Origin of the sequence: Rhodococcus sp. P14, from assembly GCF_000256505.1 — a bacterium.
Taxonomy (GTDB): domain Bacteria; phylum Actinomycetota; class Actinomycetes; order Mycobacteriales; family Mycobacteriaceae; genus Rhodococcus; species Rhodococcus ruber.
Genome location: NZ_AJFC01000220.1, coordinates 1 through 14,094, shown reverse-complemented (window position 1 = coordinate 14,094; position 14,094 = coordinate 1). Strand labels below are relative to the sequence as shown.

The 14,094-nt window shown below is 70.6% G+C and carries 12 protein-coding genes and 1 pseudogene; 12 read left to right on the top strand and 1 reads right to left on the bottom strand.

Translation table 11 applies throughout. The annotated features are described in order from the left end of the window. The first annotated feature begins 43 nt into the window (after positions 1–43). From OEY_RS0115410 to secA, 7 genes are all read left to right on the top strand, one after another. Positions 44–709, top strand: coding sequence for a dTMP kinase (locus OEY_RS0115410; RefSeq protein WP_010594748.1), 666 nt, complete (start codon positions 44–46; stop codon positions 707–709). A 5-nt stretch (positions 710–714) separates the two neighbouring features. Continuing rightward, complete coding sequence (mtrA, locus tag OEY_RS0115405) at positions 715–1,392, top strand: MtrAB system response regulator MtrA (protein ID WP_010594747.1); 678 nt, start codon at positions 715–717, stop codon at positions 1,390–1,392. Continuing rightward, positions 1,389–3,134, top strand: coding sequence for an MtrAB system histidine kinase MtrB (gene mtrB, locus OEY_RS0115400; protein ID WP_190242312.1), 1,746 nt, complete (start codon positions 1,389–1,391; stop codon positions 3,132–3,134). The genes mtrA and mtrB overlap by 4 nt, the downstream gene beginning before the upstream one ends. Continuing rightward, positions 3,131–4,897: an MtrAB system accessory lipoprotein LpqB gene (gene lpqB / locus OEY_RS0115395; protein ID WP_026137494.1), complete on the top strand. Its 1,767-nt coding sequence runs from the start codon at positions 3,131–3,133 to the stop codon at positions 4,895–4,897. Before mtrB ends, lpqB begins: the two co-directional genes overlap by 4 nt. Before the next feature lie 41 nt (positions 4,898–4,938). After that, complete coding sequence (locus tag OEY_RS0115390; protein ID WP_010594744.1) at positions 4,939–5,583, top strand: ComF family protein; 645 nt, start codon at positions 4,939–4,941, stop codon at positions 5,581–5,583. A 289-nt stretch (positions 5,584–5,872) separates the two neighbouring features. After that, positions 5,873–6,547: a ribosome hibernation-promoting factor, HPF/YfiA family gene (gene hpf, locus OEY_RS0115385; protein WP_010594743.1), complete on the top strand. Its 675-nt coding sequence runs from the start codon at positions 5,873–5,875 to the stop codon at positions 6,545–6,547. Between the two features lie 209 nt (positions 6,548–6,756). Continuing rightward, positions 6,757–9,558, top strand: a complete 2,802-nt coding sequence (gene secA / locus OEY_RS0115380; RefSeq protein WP_051009385.1) for a preprotein translocase subunit SecA — start codon at positions 6,757–6,759, stop codon at positions 9,556–9,558. Between the two features lie 40 nt (positions 9,559–9,598). Here secA and OEY_RS0115375 read toward each other — a convergent pair whose 3' ends face one another. Continuing rightward, complete coding sequence (locus tag OEY_RS0115375; RefSeq protein ID WP_010594741.1) at positions 9,599–10,102, bottom strand: Rv3235 family protein; 504 nt, start codon at positions 10,100–10,102, stop codon at positions 9,599–9,601. Positions 10,103–10,291: 189 nt separating this feature from the next. Here OEY_RS0115375 and OEY_RS0115370 point away from each other — a divergent pair, with 189 nt between their 5' ends. The 5 genes and pseudogenes from OEY_RS0115370 to OEY_RS30535 all read left to right on the top strand — a co-directional run. Next, on the top strand, positions 10,292–10,750 hold the full coding sequence (locus OEY_RS0115370) for an HAD-IA family hydrolase (RefSeq protein WP_010594740.1): 459 nt from the start codon (positions 10,292–10,294) through the stop codon (positions 10,748–10,750). After that, complete coding sequence (locus OEY_RS0115365) at positions 10,747–12,159, top strand: WS/DGAT/MGAT family O-acyltransferase (protein WP_010594739.1); 1,413 nt, start codon at positions 10,747–10,749, stop codon at positions 12,157–12,159. The genes OEY_RS0115370 and OEY_RS0115365 overlap by 4 nt, the downstream gene beginning before the upstream one ends. Before the next feature lie 3 nt (positions 12,160–12,162). After that, positions 12,163–12,675, top strand: a complete 513-nt coding sequence (locus OEY_RS0115360; RefSeq protein ID WP_010594738.1) for a DUF6912 family protein — start codon at positions 12,163–12,165, stop codon at positions 12,673–12,675. Between the two features lie 97 nt (positions 12,676–12,772). Further along, entirely contained in the window at positions 12,773–13,903 is a 1,131-nt protein-coding gene (locus tag OEY_RS0115355; protein ID WP_010594737.1) for a ferredoxin reductase, read from the top strand. 35 nt (positions 13,904–13,938) lie between these two features. Continuing rightward, positions 13,939–14,094, top strand: a pseudogene (locus OEY_RS30535) (acyl-CoA desaturase); the annotation flags it as partial.

The following is a 14,094-nucleotide window of genomic DNA, read 5'->3' as shown; positions in this document are numbered from 1 at the left end:
GAGCACTCCCGGTACTGAGCGCGGGAATCGCAGGACCCCGCCGATGGGCGCGTTGATCGTCGTGGAGGGGCTCGACGGGGCCGGCAAGAGGACACTGTCCGCCGGCCTCGTCGAGTCCTGGCGCGCAGCCGGATTCGTCGTCGCGACGCGTGCGTTCCCGCGTTACGGGACCTCGGTGCACGCCGACCTCGGGGCCGAGGCGTTGCGGGGCCGGCACGGCGACACCGCCTCGAGCATCGAGGCGATGGCGCTGCTGTGGGCCCTCGACCGCCGTGACGCCGCCGACGAGTTGCGGAAACTCCTGGCGGACAACGACATCGTCCTGCTCGATCGGTACGTCGCGTCCAATGCCGCCTACACCGCCGCCCGGCACCACGAGGACGGCTCGGGACCGGCGGTGGAGTGGGTCCGCGAGCTCGAGTTCGAGCGGTTCGCGCTGCCCGTGCCGGATCTGCAGCTGCTGCTGCGGGTGCCGGTCGAGCTGGCGGCTCGCCGGGCCCGTAGCCGCGCCGCGGCCGACACGGCCCGCGACCGGGACGCCTACGAACGGGACTCGGGTCTGCAGGCCCGCACCGGGCAGGTGTACGACGACCTCGCACGCCGACAGTGGATGTCGCCGTGGCGGGTTGCCGGACCCGATGCCGATCCGCGACAACTCGCCGCCGACATCTCAAATCAGCTTCACCACGGTCGAGGAGTGACACGATAGAAGCCATGAAGCCGAGGATTCTGGTTGTCGACGACGACACCGCGCTCGCCGAGATGCTCACGATCGTCCTGCGGGGCGAGGGATTCGAGCCGTTCGTGGTGGGAGACGGTTCGCAGGCGCTGAACGCGGTCCGGGAGATCCGGCCCGACCTCGTCCTGCTCGACCTCATGCTCCCGGGCATGAACGGTATCGACGTCTGCCGGGTGCTGCGCGCCGACTCGGGCGTGCCGATCGTGATGCTCACCGCCAAGTCGGACACCGTCGACGTGGTGCTCGGACTCGAATCCGGCGCCGACGACTACATCGTCAAGCCGTTCAAGCCGAAGGAGCTCGTGGCCCGGGTGCGCGCGCGGCTCCGTCGCACCGAGCAGGAACCGGCCGAGGTGCTCTCCATCGGCGACATCGCCATCGACGTTCCCGCCCACAAGGTCACCCGCGGGGACGAACTGATCTCCCTCACCCCGCTCGAGTTCGATCTGCTGGTGGCGCTCGCGCGCAAGCCGCGGCAGGTGTTCACTCGTGAGGTGCTGCTCGAGCAGGTGTGGGGTTACCGGCACGCGGCCGACACCCGCCTGGTGAACGTCCACGTGCAGCGCCTGCGGGCGAAGGTCGAGAAGGATCCCGAGAACCCCGAGGTGGTGCTGACGGTGCGGGGCGTCGGCTACAAGGCCGGACCGCCGTGATCGGTGGGTACCGACTGCGGCGGCGGATCACCAGGAGGACTCTGCCGCTGCTGAGGTGGTCACGTGCGGTGAGCAACCGGCTCGCCCACACGTGGCGGCGATCGCTGCAACTGCGGGTCGTGGTCTCGACCCTGTCGCTGTCGCTGATCGTGATGCTCGTCCTCGGTGTCGTCCTCACCAGCCAGATCACCGAACGGCTGCTCGAGGTGAAGATCAACGCCGCCACCGAGGAGGTCGAGCGGTCCCGCGCCCTCGTCGAGGGCCAGCTCGCCGGCGCCGACGACTCCGGCTCGCTGCAGGTCCGGCTCGACGGAGCCGTTGCGGCGCTGACCAATCGCGGCAGCGACGCGGGCGAGGACACCGGCGTCGCGGGCACCTTCGACCCGGCGCTGATCGTGCCGGGCGACGGTCCGCGCGCACCGACGTCGAGCGGGCCCGCCGACCAGATCCCCGAGAACCTGCGTGCCTTCGTGCAGAAGGGCCAGATCGCCTACCAGTTCGCGACGGTGTCGGATCCCGACGGTTATTCGGGCCCGGCGCTGATCGTGGGCACGCCGACGGCGTCGGACATCTCCACCCTCGAGCTGTACCTGGTGTTCCCGCTGGCGGGCGAGGAGAACACGTTGTCCCTGGTGCGCGGCACGCTGCTCGTCGGTGCCGGGGTGCTGCTCGTGCTGCTCGCCGCGATCTCGATGATCGTCGCCCGCCAGGTCGTGCTGCCGATCCGTTCGGCGTCGCGCATCGCGGTCCGGTTCGCCGACGGCCGGCTCAAGGAACGCATGCCGGTGCGTGGCGAGGACGACATGGCGCGCCTGGCCATGTCCTTCAACGAGATGGCCGAGAGCCTGTCGCGGCAGATCACCCAGCTCGAGGAGTTCGGCAACCTGCAGAAGCGGTTCACCTCGGACGTCAGCCACGAGCTGCGTACCCCGCTGACGACGGTGCGGATGGCCGCCGATCTCATCCACGACGGCAGCGACGAACTCGACCCGTCCCTCAAACGCGCCTCGGAGCTGCTCGTCACCGAGCTCGACCGGTTCGAGAGCCTGCTGGGCGACCTGCTCGAGATCAGCCGCCACGACGCCGGCGTCGCCGAACTCGCCGCCGAGCAACTCGACCTGCGCATGTGTGCCCGCGCCGCGGTCTCCACCGTCCGGCACCTCGCCCGCGAGAGCGGCACCGAGCTGATCGTCGACCTGCCGGGTGAACCCGTCGACGCCGAGGTCGATCCGCGCCGCGTCGAGCGCATCCTGCGCAACCTGCTCGCCAACGCCATCGACCACGGAGAGGGCAAGCCCATCCTGCTGCGCCTGCGCGCCGACGACAGCGCCGCCGCGTTCATCGTCCGGGACCAGGGCGTCGGTCTGCGGCCCGGCGAGGAGAAGCTCGTCTTCAACCGCTTCTGGCGGTCGGACCCGTCCCGGGTGCGGCGGTCCGGCGGAACCGGGCTCGGCCTGGCGATCAGTGTCGAGGACGCCAACCTCCACAACGGCAAGCTCGAGGCCTGGGGTGAACCCGGCCTGGGATCCTGCTTCCGGCTCACCCTGCCGCGACAACGGGGACGCAAGGTCGGCCGCAGTCCGCTGCCGCTGGTCCCCAGCACGGTCCGCGCGGTACAGGGCCGTCCGCTGCCGGGTGCGGCGGACGAGGACGCGTCCGTGGACGCCGACGCCGGCGAGGACTCCGCGACGGCTGCGCACCCGGCAGTGGTACCGGTCCCGCCCGAAGGGGCCACCCCATGAGGGGCGCGAGGACGCTGCTCGCGGTGCTGACGGGCCTGGTCCTCGCCGTGTCCGGCTGTGCCAGCCTGCCGGACTCGTCGTCGCCCCAGGCGGTGGGCACCATCGCGCGCGAGCCCACCACCACGTCGGTCCCGGCTCCGGCGCCGGGACGGGAACCGGATCTGCTCCTGCGGGACTTCCTGCGCGCCAGCACGGACCCGGCCAACCGTCACCTCGCCGCCCGGCAGTTCCTCACCGCCGACATGTCGGCCGAGTGGGACGACGCCGCCAGCGCCACGATCGTGGACAAGGTCGACGTGCTGCCGGAGTCGCGCAGCGCCGATCGCGCGACGTACGTCATCCGCGCCAACCGGGTCGGCCACCTGGAGGAAGGCGGGGTCTACCGTCCCGACGAAGGACCGTTCGAGACCAAGATCACCCTCGTGCTCAGCGGCGGCGAATGGCGCATCGACGAGATGGGTCCGGGTGTGGTCATGGACCGCCCGCAGTTCCTCAACGGCTACCAGCGGCGTTCGCTGTACTTCGTCGACCCGTCCGGGCGCACGGTCGTCCCCGACCCGCGCTGGATCGCCGCCACCCAGGACCAGACTGCGGCCCAGCTGATCGACCTGCTCACCGAGGGGCCGAAAGCGGCCCTGGCACCCGCCGTGCGCACGGAACTCGGCTCGGGAGTGTCCGTGCGGGGGCCGATCACCAAGGCCGACGGCCGCACCACCCAGGTCGGTGTCGGTCTCGGTGGTATCCGGATCGACTTCCTGGGGCTGCGACCCCTGAGCAAGGAGAGCCGCGAGTTGCTCGCCGCCCAGGTGATCTGGACCCTCGCCAACGCCGAGATCACCGGCCCGTACGTCCTGCTCGCGGACGGTCAGCCCCTCGACGAGCGATTCCCGAACGGCTGGACCACCGCGGACGTCGCGTCGATGAACCCGCTGGCCACCTCGAGCGCCACCATCGGTCTCCACGCCCTGCGCGGTGGCGGGCTCGTCAGCGTCGCCGAGACCGGGGTCACCCCGGTACCCGGGACCTTCGGCACCGCCACGAACCTGCGCTCCGTGGCGTTGTCGCACGACGGTGAACTGGCGGCGGCCGTCGCCGACACCGGACGTCCGGAAGCCGCCGCCGAGTTGGTGATCGGTCCGTACCGCGACGGCCCGGCGGCGCGCGCCCTCGACGCCGACTCGATCACGCGGCCTACGTGGGCGCTCGACGACAATTCCGTGTGGTCCGTGGTCAACGGCACGAACGTGGTGCGTGCGGTGCGTGAGCCGGGCACCGGCCGGATCACGGTCCTGCCCGTCGACGCCGGAGCCGTGCGGGCGGTGGGCAACACGATCAGCGATCTGCGGCTCTCCCGCGACGGCGTGCGCGCGGCGATGATCGTCGACGGACGCGTGTACGTCGCGGTGGTCGTGCAGAGATCGAACGGGGAATTCTCCCTCACGACACCCCGGGAGATCGCCATCGGTCTCGGCAGCCCCGCCCTGTCCCTGGACTGGAGCACGCCGGACACCGTGGTCGTGGCACGGGCCGCGTCCGACGTCCCGGTCGTGCAGGTCGCGGTCGACGGCTCGCGAATGGACGCCCTGCCGAGCCGCAACCTCACCCCGCCGGTCGTCGCCGTCGAGGCGTCGACGACCTCGGAGTTCGTGGCCGACTCGCGGGCGGTGTTCCAGCTGAACAACGCCGATCCGGCCGGCGACCGGTACTGGCGGGAGGTGCCCGGCCTGACCGGGCTGCAGGCGGTTCCCGTCCTGCCGGGCTGACGGCTCGGGGAGATGTCGGGGTCGGCGGTCACACTGTCGCGGTGCTGACGTCGCTGCTGGATCTGGTGCTGCCCGTCGAGTGCGGCGGTTGCGGCCGCCCCGGCGTCGGCTGGTGCCGGCGCTGCGCCCGGGACCTGGCGGACGCGCCGGCCCGGGTCCGGCCCCGCGTCGATCCCGGCGTTCCGGTGTGGGCGCTGGGGACGTACGGCGGTGCGCGTCGCCGCGCCGTGATCGCGGCCAAGGAACACGGCCGGCGCGACCTGGCCGGTCCGCTCGGCCTCGCGCTGGCCACCGCCGTGTCACGGCTGCGGCGCTGGGGGGAGCTGCCCGCCGGGCCTCTCGTCGTGGTGCCCGCCCCGACGCGAACCCGGGCGGCACGCTCTCGCGGGGGCGACCCGGTGACGCGTGCGGTGCGGGCGGCCGCCGGACACGACCGGCGCCTCGAGGTCTGCGGCCTTCTCGTCACCGGACGTGGTGTCCGCGATTCGGTGGGGTTGTCGGCTGCGCAGCGGCAGCGCAATCTGGCCGGGCGGGTGCGGGTGCGGACGGCGGGCCCGCCTCCCGGAGCGGAGGTGCTGCTCGTCGACGACGTCGTCACGACCGGCGCCACCGCCACGGAATCGGTGCGGGTTCTGCGGGCGGCGGGCCATCGCCCGTGCGGGGTGCTGGTGATCGCCGCCGCATGAGAGCCGGAGGGTCTGAGAGCCGGAGCGCCTGAGAGCCGGAGGGCCTCGGGGCCGCAGGCCGGGGAGCCGGGAAAGGTGGGGACATCGGTCCCGCCACCAGGTGACGACGGCGTGAAATTGAGCGGAACGGTGGCACTCCCCGCCGTTCCGTACTACCGTCGCCCTCAGACCCGAAAACACAGGTAGCGGGCGCAAAACGCCCTTCAGCCGTCGTGTCGGGCGGAGCGCATCTCGCGCTCGTCGATCATGCCGGCGCGCGAGCTGCGCCGGCCGTACTCGGGAGGTACGAGTGACGATCCCTTCGAAGTCCAAGGTTCCCGCTCCAGAGACCGAAGCCGGTACTGCGGAGTCCAACGGTCCCCGCGCCGACGTCGTCGTCAAGGGGCGCAACGTCGAGGTCCCGGATCACTTCCGGGTCTACGTGTCCGAGAAGCTCGCTCGGCTCGAACGTTTCGACCCGACGATCTTCCTGTTCGACGTCGAGTTGCAGCACGAGCGCAACCGCCGGCAACTGAAGAGTTGCCAGCGAGTCGAGATCACCGCTCGGGCCAAGGGGCCGGTGGTGCGTGCGGAGGCATCCGCGGACAGCTTCTACGCTGCCTTCGAGTCCGTGACGGACAAGCTCGAGGCGCGACTGCGCCGCACGAAGGACCGCCGCAAGGTACACCACGGGGAGAAGACCCCTGTCTCGGTGGCCGAGGCCACGGCTGAACTCGCCAGGGACGACTCGCTCGGGATATCGCCGGAGATCTCGCTGGACCAGTACGAGCCCGAGCCGTCCGGGCCGGGCCGGATCGTGCGAACGAAGGAACACACCGCCGAGCCGATGACCGTCGACGACGCGCTGTACGAGATGGAGCTGGTCGGTCACGACTTCTACCTGTTCCACGACAAGGAGACCGACAGCCCGTCCGTCGTCTACCGCCGGCACGCGTTCGACTACGGGTTGATCCGGCTCGTGTGACGACTGCGCCGCCCGGCGGCGGCACCGTGCGTGCCACCCCGCCGATCGGTCGCCCGTGGTCACCTCGTCGAAAGACCGCCTACCATGGAATCCGGCCGGGGTCGATACAGGCCTCGGCCGGATTTTCGTTGTCCGTGCTGTACCCGAGATTGAGGACGAACACGCCCGTGCTGTCGCTGTCGAAGCTGCTCAGAGTCGGTGAAGGTCGCATGGTCAAGCGGCTCAAGCACATCGCCGACCACGTCGATTCCCTCTCACCCGAGTTCGAGTCCCTGACCGACGAGCAGTTGCGGGCCAAGACGGACGAGTTCCGTCGTCGCTACCAGGCGGGTGAGACCCTCGACGAGTTGCTGCCCGAGGCGTTCGCCACAGCGCGCGAGGCGTCGTGGCGAGTGCTGGGCCAGAAGCACTACCCCGTTCAGATCATGGGCGGCGCGGCGCTACACTTCGGCAACATCGCCGAGATGAAGACCGGTGAGGGCAAGACCCTGACCTGTGTGCTGCCGGCCTACCTCAACGCCATCGCCGACGAGGGCGTGCACGTGGTGACGGTCAACGACTACCTCGCCAAGCGCGACTCCGAGTGGATGGGCCGGGTGCACCGGTCCCTCGGTCTCGAGACGGCGGTGATCCTGTCCGGTCTGACGCCCGCCGAGCGGCGCACCGCGTACGCCGCCGACATCACCTACGGCACCAACAACGAGTTCGGCTTCGACTACCTGCGCGACAACATGACGCACTCGCTCGACGATCTCGTGCAGCGCGGCCACAACTTCGCGATCGTCGACGAGGTCGACTCGATCCTCATCGACGAGGCCCGGACGCCGCTGATCATCTCCGGCCCGGCCGACGCGTCGAGCAAGTGGTACGCCGAGTTCGCGCGGATCGCGCCGCTGCTGAAGAAGGACGTCCACTACGAGGTGGACATCAAGAAGCGCACCATCGGCGTGCACGAAGCGGGGGTCGAGCTGGTCGAGGACCAGCTCGGCATCGACAACCTGTACGAGGCGGCCAATTCGCCGCTGGTGAGCTACCTCAACAACGCGATCAAGGCCAAGGAGCTGTACCAGCGCGACAAGGACTACATCGTCCGGGACGGCGAGGTGATCATCGTCGACGAGTTCACCGGCCGCATCCTCGTCGGACGTCGCTACAACGAGGGCATGCACCAGGCCATCGAGGCCAAGGAACGGGTCGAGATCAAGGCGGAGAACCAGACGCTCGCCACGATCACGCTGCAGAACTACTTCCGCCTCTACGACAAGCTCTCCGGCATGACGGGCACCGCCGAGACCGAGGCCGCGGAGCTGCACCAGATCTACGAGCTCGGGGTGATCCCGATCCCGACCAACAAGCCGATGGTCCGCGCGGACCAGGGCGACCTGATCTACAAGACGGAGACGGCGAAGTTCGCGGCCGTCGTCGACGACGTCGCCGAGCGGCATGCCAAGGGGCAGCCGGTCCTGATCGGCACCACCAGCGTCGAACGCTCCGAATACCTGTCCGCGCAGTTCACCAAGCGCGGCATTCCGCACAACGTGCTCAACGCCAAGTTCCACGAGCAGGAGGCGACGATCATCGCCGAGGCCGGGCGGTCCGGCGCGGTGACCGTCGCGACCAACATGGCCGGCCGCGGTACCGACATCGTGCTCGGCGGCAACCCCGACATCCTCGCCGACGTGGAGCTGCGCAAGCGGGGTCTCGACCCGGTCCACACGCCCGAGGAGTACGAGGCGGCCTGGGACGAGGCGATCGAGCGGATCAACGCCGAGGTCAAGGCCGACGCCGACAAGGTCAGGGACGCGGGCGGCCTGTACGTCCTCGGCACCGAGCGGCACGAGTCCCGCCGGATCGACAACCAGCTGCGCGGCCGCTCCGGCCGGCAGGGCGACCCGGGTGAGTCGCGCTTCTACCTCTCGCTCGGTGACGAGTTGATGCGCCGTTTCAACGGCGCGGCACTCGAATCGATCATGACGCGCTTGAACCTGCCGGACGACGTGCCGATCGAGGCGAAGATGGTCTCGAAGGCCATCAAGAGCGCCCAGACCCAGGTCGAGCAGCAGAACTTCGAGATCCGCAAGAACGTCCTGAAGTACGACGAGGTGATGAACCAGCAGCGCACCGTCATCTACGACGAGCGTCGCCGCATCCTGCGCGGGGAGGACCTCGAAGGCCAGGTCGAGCACATGATCACGGATGTGGTCACCGCCTACGTGGACGGCGCCACCGCAGAGGGCTACGTCGAGGACTGGGACCTCGAGCAGCTGTGGACGGCCCTGCGAACCCTCTACCCGGTGGGCCTCGATCACAAGGAGCTCGCCACCTCCGCGGACGGCGAACCCGCGGATCTCAGCCGGGAGGAACTGCGCGAGGCGTTGCTGAAGGACGCGCACGCCGCGTACGCCCGCCGTGAGGCGGAGATCGACGCCATCGCCGGTGAGGGCGGCATGCGCGAGCTCGAGCGTCGGGTCCTGCTCTCGGTGCTCGACCGCAAGTGGCGCGAACACCTCTACGAGATGGACTACCTCAAGGAGGGCATCGGCCTGCGGGCGATGGCCCAGCGCGACCCGCTCGTGGAGTACCAGCGCGAGGGCTACGACATGTTCGTCGGGATGCTCGAGGGCCTGAAGGAGGAGTCCGTCGGATTCCTGTTCAACCTGCAGGTCGAAGCCGCGCAGGCGCAGCCGGGCCCGGGCGGCGGCGTCACCGCCGCGTCCGCGGCGGCCACCGCGCAGGCCGCCCCCACCCTGACGAAGCCGGCTCCCGCCCCGGCGGCCCCCGCGCCGGCTCCGGCACCCGCGCCCGCCCCGGCGACGCTGCGTGCGAAGGGCCTCGACGAGGACGACGACCGCAGTCTCACCTACACCGGGCCGGCCGAGGACGGCAGTGCCCAGGTTCGGCGCAGTCCCGCGACGTCGTCGCCGGCCGCGTCCGCACCCGGAACGACGGGCACCCGTCGGCAACGCCGGGAGGCGGCACGCAAGCAGTCCAAGGCGCAGCGCCGCCGCTGACGATGCGTCCGGGCCGGAGGTTGCCGGCCCGGACGCACGGTCAGCCCAGCCACACCGTGGTGAGCAGCCATCCGTGCGGCGTCCGGCGTGAGACGGGGTGGCGCGAGATGCGGCCGGCCAGCGCGAACACGCGATGGCCGCGGCCGTAGGAACCGAACAACTCGGCGGTGTCGGCGTCCACCGCACGCAGCCGGGTCCGCAGGAGCACCGCCGTCCCCGGATCGCTCGTCTTCGCGCCGACGGCAACGGTCGCATGCAGCGACGGATGGAGCACGGCAGCGAGCTGGGGCTCGGGACGGCGCCGGTCGGCCACTTCGAGGATCAACCGAGCCGCGAGGTCGGCGAATCGGCGTGCCGCCGGATCGACCTCCGGCAGTGGCCGCCCGATCGGCGGCACGGCCTTCACATGCATCGAACGGCCGTCGTGCGGGGTGAGGCGCCGCCTCGTGTGCCGGCGGTGTGGTCCGGCCGGACAGCACCGCTGCACCGGCGGCTCGAACGGAGCGATGCGTCGGACGTAGTGGGCGTCGTGCTGAGGGGTCATCGATTCTCCCGGTTCCGAGGGACGCCGCCGGCGCGGAACGGCCGACGGCGGGTGCGTAGACCCCGGGAGAGGACGGAGCCGCCGGTCATGGTGCCACATCCGTGTCGCCGGGGCGCCGTGTCGCCGGTGTCGCCGTGTCGTTCGGGTCGTTGCATCGCCTGACCGGTGCGCGCGAACTAGGGTGGGGCGATGCGTGGACTGGTGCTCGATTTCGGTGGGGTGCTCGCGGGCCCCGGCACGGACGCGGCCGCGCTCGGCGGGATCCTCGCCGAGGTGCGCCGGCGCGGCGTGCGCACCGCGATCCTCAGCAACGATCCGGGTGGCCCCGCGGCCGCACCCCTGCGCGATCTGGGGCGGGGCCGGCTGGTGGACGAAGTGGTGCTGTCCGCGGACGTGGGCACCGCGAAACCCGATCCGCGCAGCTACCTGGCGGTGGCCCGGCGTCTCGGGCTCGAACCGTCGGCGTGTGTGTTCGTCGACGACCTGCGGGTGAACGTGGACGGTGCGGTAGCCACGGGAATGGTCGGCGTGCATCACGCCGATGCCGCCGAGGTGGTGGCGGAACTGACGGTGCTGTTCGGTCTCGACGAGCCGTCGCAGGCCGGAGCGGCTCGACGGGACGAGGACGAGAGGGATGCGGGGCGATGACCCACCGGATGTCGGCTCAGGACGCGTCGTTCTACTTTCTGGAGACGAGCAATACGCCCATGCACATCGGGTCGCTCGCCATCCTGGAGCAGCCGAGCGGCGGGCTCGACTACGAGGACGTGCTGCGGCTCGTGGAGCGCCGGCTGGCCGCGGTGCCGCGGTATCGGCAGAAGGCGCGCGAGGTCGCCCTCGGCCTGGCGCGTCCGGTGTGGGTCGACGACCGCGACTTCGACATCACCTATCACGTGCGGCGGTCGGCGCTGCCGCGGCCCGGCTCCGAAACGCAGCTGCACGAGCTGTTGGCCCGGTTGATCTCCCGTCCGCTCGACCGCTCCCGGCCGCTGTGGGAGATGTATCTCGTCGAGGGCCTCGCCGGCGACCGGTGCGCCCTGTTCACCAAGACCCACTCGGCGCTGGTGGACGGCGATCAGGCGCTCGAGATCGGGCAGGTGCTGTTCGAGCCCACCGAGACTCCCCGGGTGGATCCGGAGGAATTGTGGATGCCGGAGCCCGAGCCGAGTGACTCGGCGCTGCTGCTCGGCGCGCTCGCCGAGCTGGTGGCCAGGCCCGGTGAGGCGGTGTCGGGAGTGCGGGCGGCCGTCGGCGATCTGGCCGCGACGGCCGGGGAGGCGCTGGACGTGGTGGGCCGGCTGGCGCGCACCGCCGCCCAGTCCGCGCCCGACAGCCCGTTGAACGCCCCGATCTCCCGTAACCGCCGGTTCGCGGTGGTCAAGGCGGACCTCGAGTTGTACCGGAAGATCCGGGCGCGCTACGGCTGCACCGTCAACGACGTCGTGCTGGCGGTGATCGCGGGGGCGCTGCGGTACTGGCTGCTCTCCCGCGGGGAGCCGCTGACGGAGGCGACGGTGGTCCGGGCGATGGTGCCCATGTCGGTCTACGCGGAGGACCCGGACGTGCCGGAGGCGGGCCGGGAGGAATCCGAGACGGGTCCGCGCGGCGAGGTCTCGACCTTTCTGGTCGACCTCCCGGTGGGGGAACCGAACGCGGTCGTCCGTCTGTCCCACATCTCGCACGCCGGGGAGGCCTACTCTCGGCAGGGCCGCCGGGTCCCGGCGCGGTCGATGATGCGACTGTCCGGGTTCGCGCCCGCGACCATGCATGCCGTCGGGGCTCGTGTCGCGAGCGGATTCTCTCAGCGCATGTTCAACCTGATGATCACCAACGCGCCGGGCCCGCAGCATCCCCTCTACCTCGCCGGGGCCCGGGTCCTCGAGATGTATCCGATCTCGCCCCTGCTGAAGAATCAGGCGCTGAGCGTCGCGTTGACGTCGTACGACGGCAACGTCTACTACGGTCTCAATGCGGACCGCGACGCCATGCCCGATGTGGAGGTGCTGACGTCGCTGCTGCACGAGTCGCTCGAGGAGTTGTTGGATGCCAGTAGGTGAGTTGTGACACGGGTGTACGTACCGGCGACCATCGAGACGTTGAAGCGGTTGGTCGCCGACAGTGAGTTCGAGGCGGTGAGCGGCACCGCGTTCGCGGTCACCCCGGCGCTGCGCGAGGCGTACACCTCCGGTGACGACGAGGAACTCGCCGAGGTCGCGATGGCCGAGGCCGCCCGCGCCTCGTTGCGGCTGCTCGCCGGCCGGGCCGACGACGACCCGCCGCCCGAGTTCGGCCTGCGCCGGGTGGTGGTGGCCGCGGACGTCGACGGCGTCACCCTGCGTCCCGACCTCGACGACGCGGTGGTCCGGCTGCCCGGTCCGGTGCCGCTGTCCGCGGTGGCGTCGGTGCATGTGGACCTCGCCACTGCGGAACCGGACATCGCCCGGGCCCTGCCGGTCGTCGATGCGGCCGACCTCGGCGACGAGGAGGCGGAGTTCGTGCTGGGCGACGCCGAGGACCACGAACTCGCCTGGTACGCCACGCAGGAGCTGCAGTTCCTGCTCGAGCTGCTCTGACCCCGCGAGTGTGATCACCGTCTCGGCCCAACCTACGCCTCCGTAGGGAACTGGTAACCTACGGAGGCGTAGCCCCTGGACGAGGAGAAGTGATCGGATGGGTCTGAAGGACTGGATCGAGCGGCCGGCGGCGCACGTCGCGACGAAGGGCCGATCCGTGTCGAACATCCTGCGTGGTGCGGCCGCGCGGCTGACGACACCCCTCCTTCCCGACGACTACCTGCACCTCGCCAACCCCCTGTGGTCGGCGCGCGAGCTGCGTGGACGCATCGTCGAGGTCCGCCGCGAGACCGCGGACTCCGCGACACTCGTCATCAAGCCCGGCTGGGGCTTCGACTTCGGATACGCGCCGGGCCAGTACATCGGCATCGGGTTGCACGTCGACGGCCGCTGGCACTGGCGTTCGTACTCACTGACGTCCTCGCCCACGTGGGACCGCAAGCTCATCTCGATCACCGTCAAGGCCATGACCGACGGGTTCCTCTCGACCCACCTCGTCAGCGGCGTGCCCGCCGGCACGATCGTGCGGCTCGCCGAGCCCAAGGGCGAGTTCGTCCTGTCCGACCCCCCGCCGGCGAAGATCCTGTTCCTCACCGCGGGCAGCGGCATCACCCCGATCATCTCGATGCTGCGCACCCTCGACCGCCGGTCCGTGCAGGCCCATGCCGAACTGCCCGATGTGGTGCACGTCCACTCGGCGCCCACCGCCGCCGAGGTGATGTTCGCCGACGAGATCGCCCGATTCGGGGCGGATCACGAGCAGTACCACCCGTACGTGCGCCTGACGCGGGAGCAGGGCAAGTTCGCCCTCGCCGAGCTCGACACCGTGTGCCCCGACTGGCGGGAGCGTCAGGTGTGGGCGTGCGGACCGCAGGCGATGCTCGACGACATCGACCGGTTCTGGGACTCCGCGGGCCTGTCCGAGCGGCTGCACCTGGAACGCTTCGCCGTCTCCCGCGCGGACACCTCCGGCGCCGGCGGGACGGTGACCTTCGCCAAGTCCGGCAAGACCGTCGCCGTCGACGGTGCGACGACCCTGCTCGAGGCCGGTGAAAGCGCCGGCGCGCTGATGCCGTTCGGCTGCCGGATGGGAATCTGTCAGACTTGTGTGGTGCCCTTGGAGAAGGGGCATGTCGTCGACCTCCGGTCCGGCAAGGAACACGCCGAGGGGGAGCGGGTACAGACCTGCATCTCCGCGGCTGCCGGAGACTGCACGCTCGGCGCCTGACGCACTACCCACCCGTTCCAGGGGGAAGGACCCCGGTGGCAATCACCGACATCACCGAGTTCGCTCACCTCACCGACGCGGACATCGAGGAACTCGGCCGCGAGTTCGACGCGATCCGTCGCGACATCGAGGACGCCCGAGGGCTGCGCGACGCCCGCTACATCCGCAACACCATCCGTCTGCAACGTGTC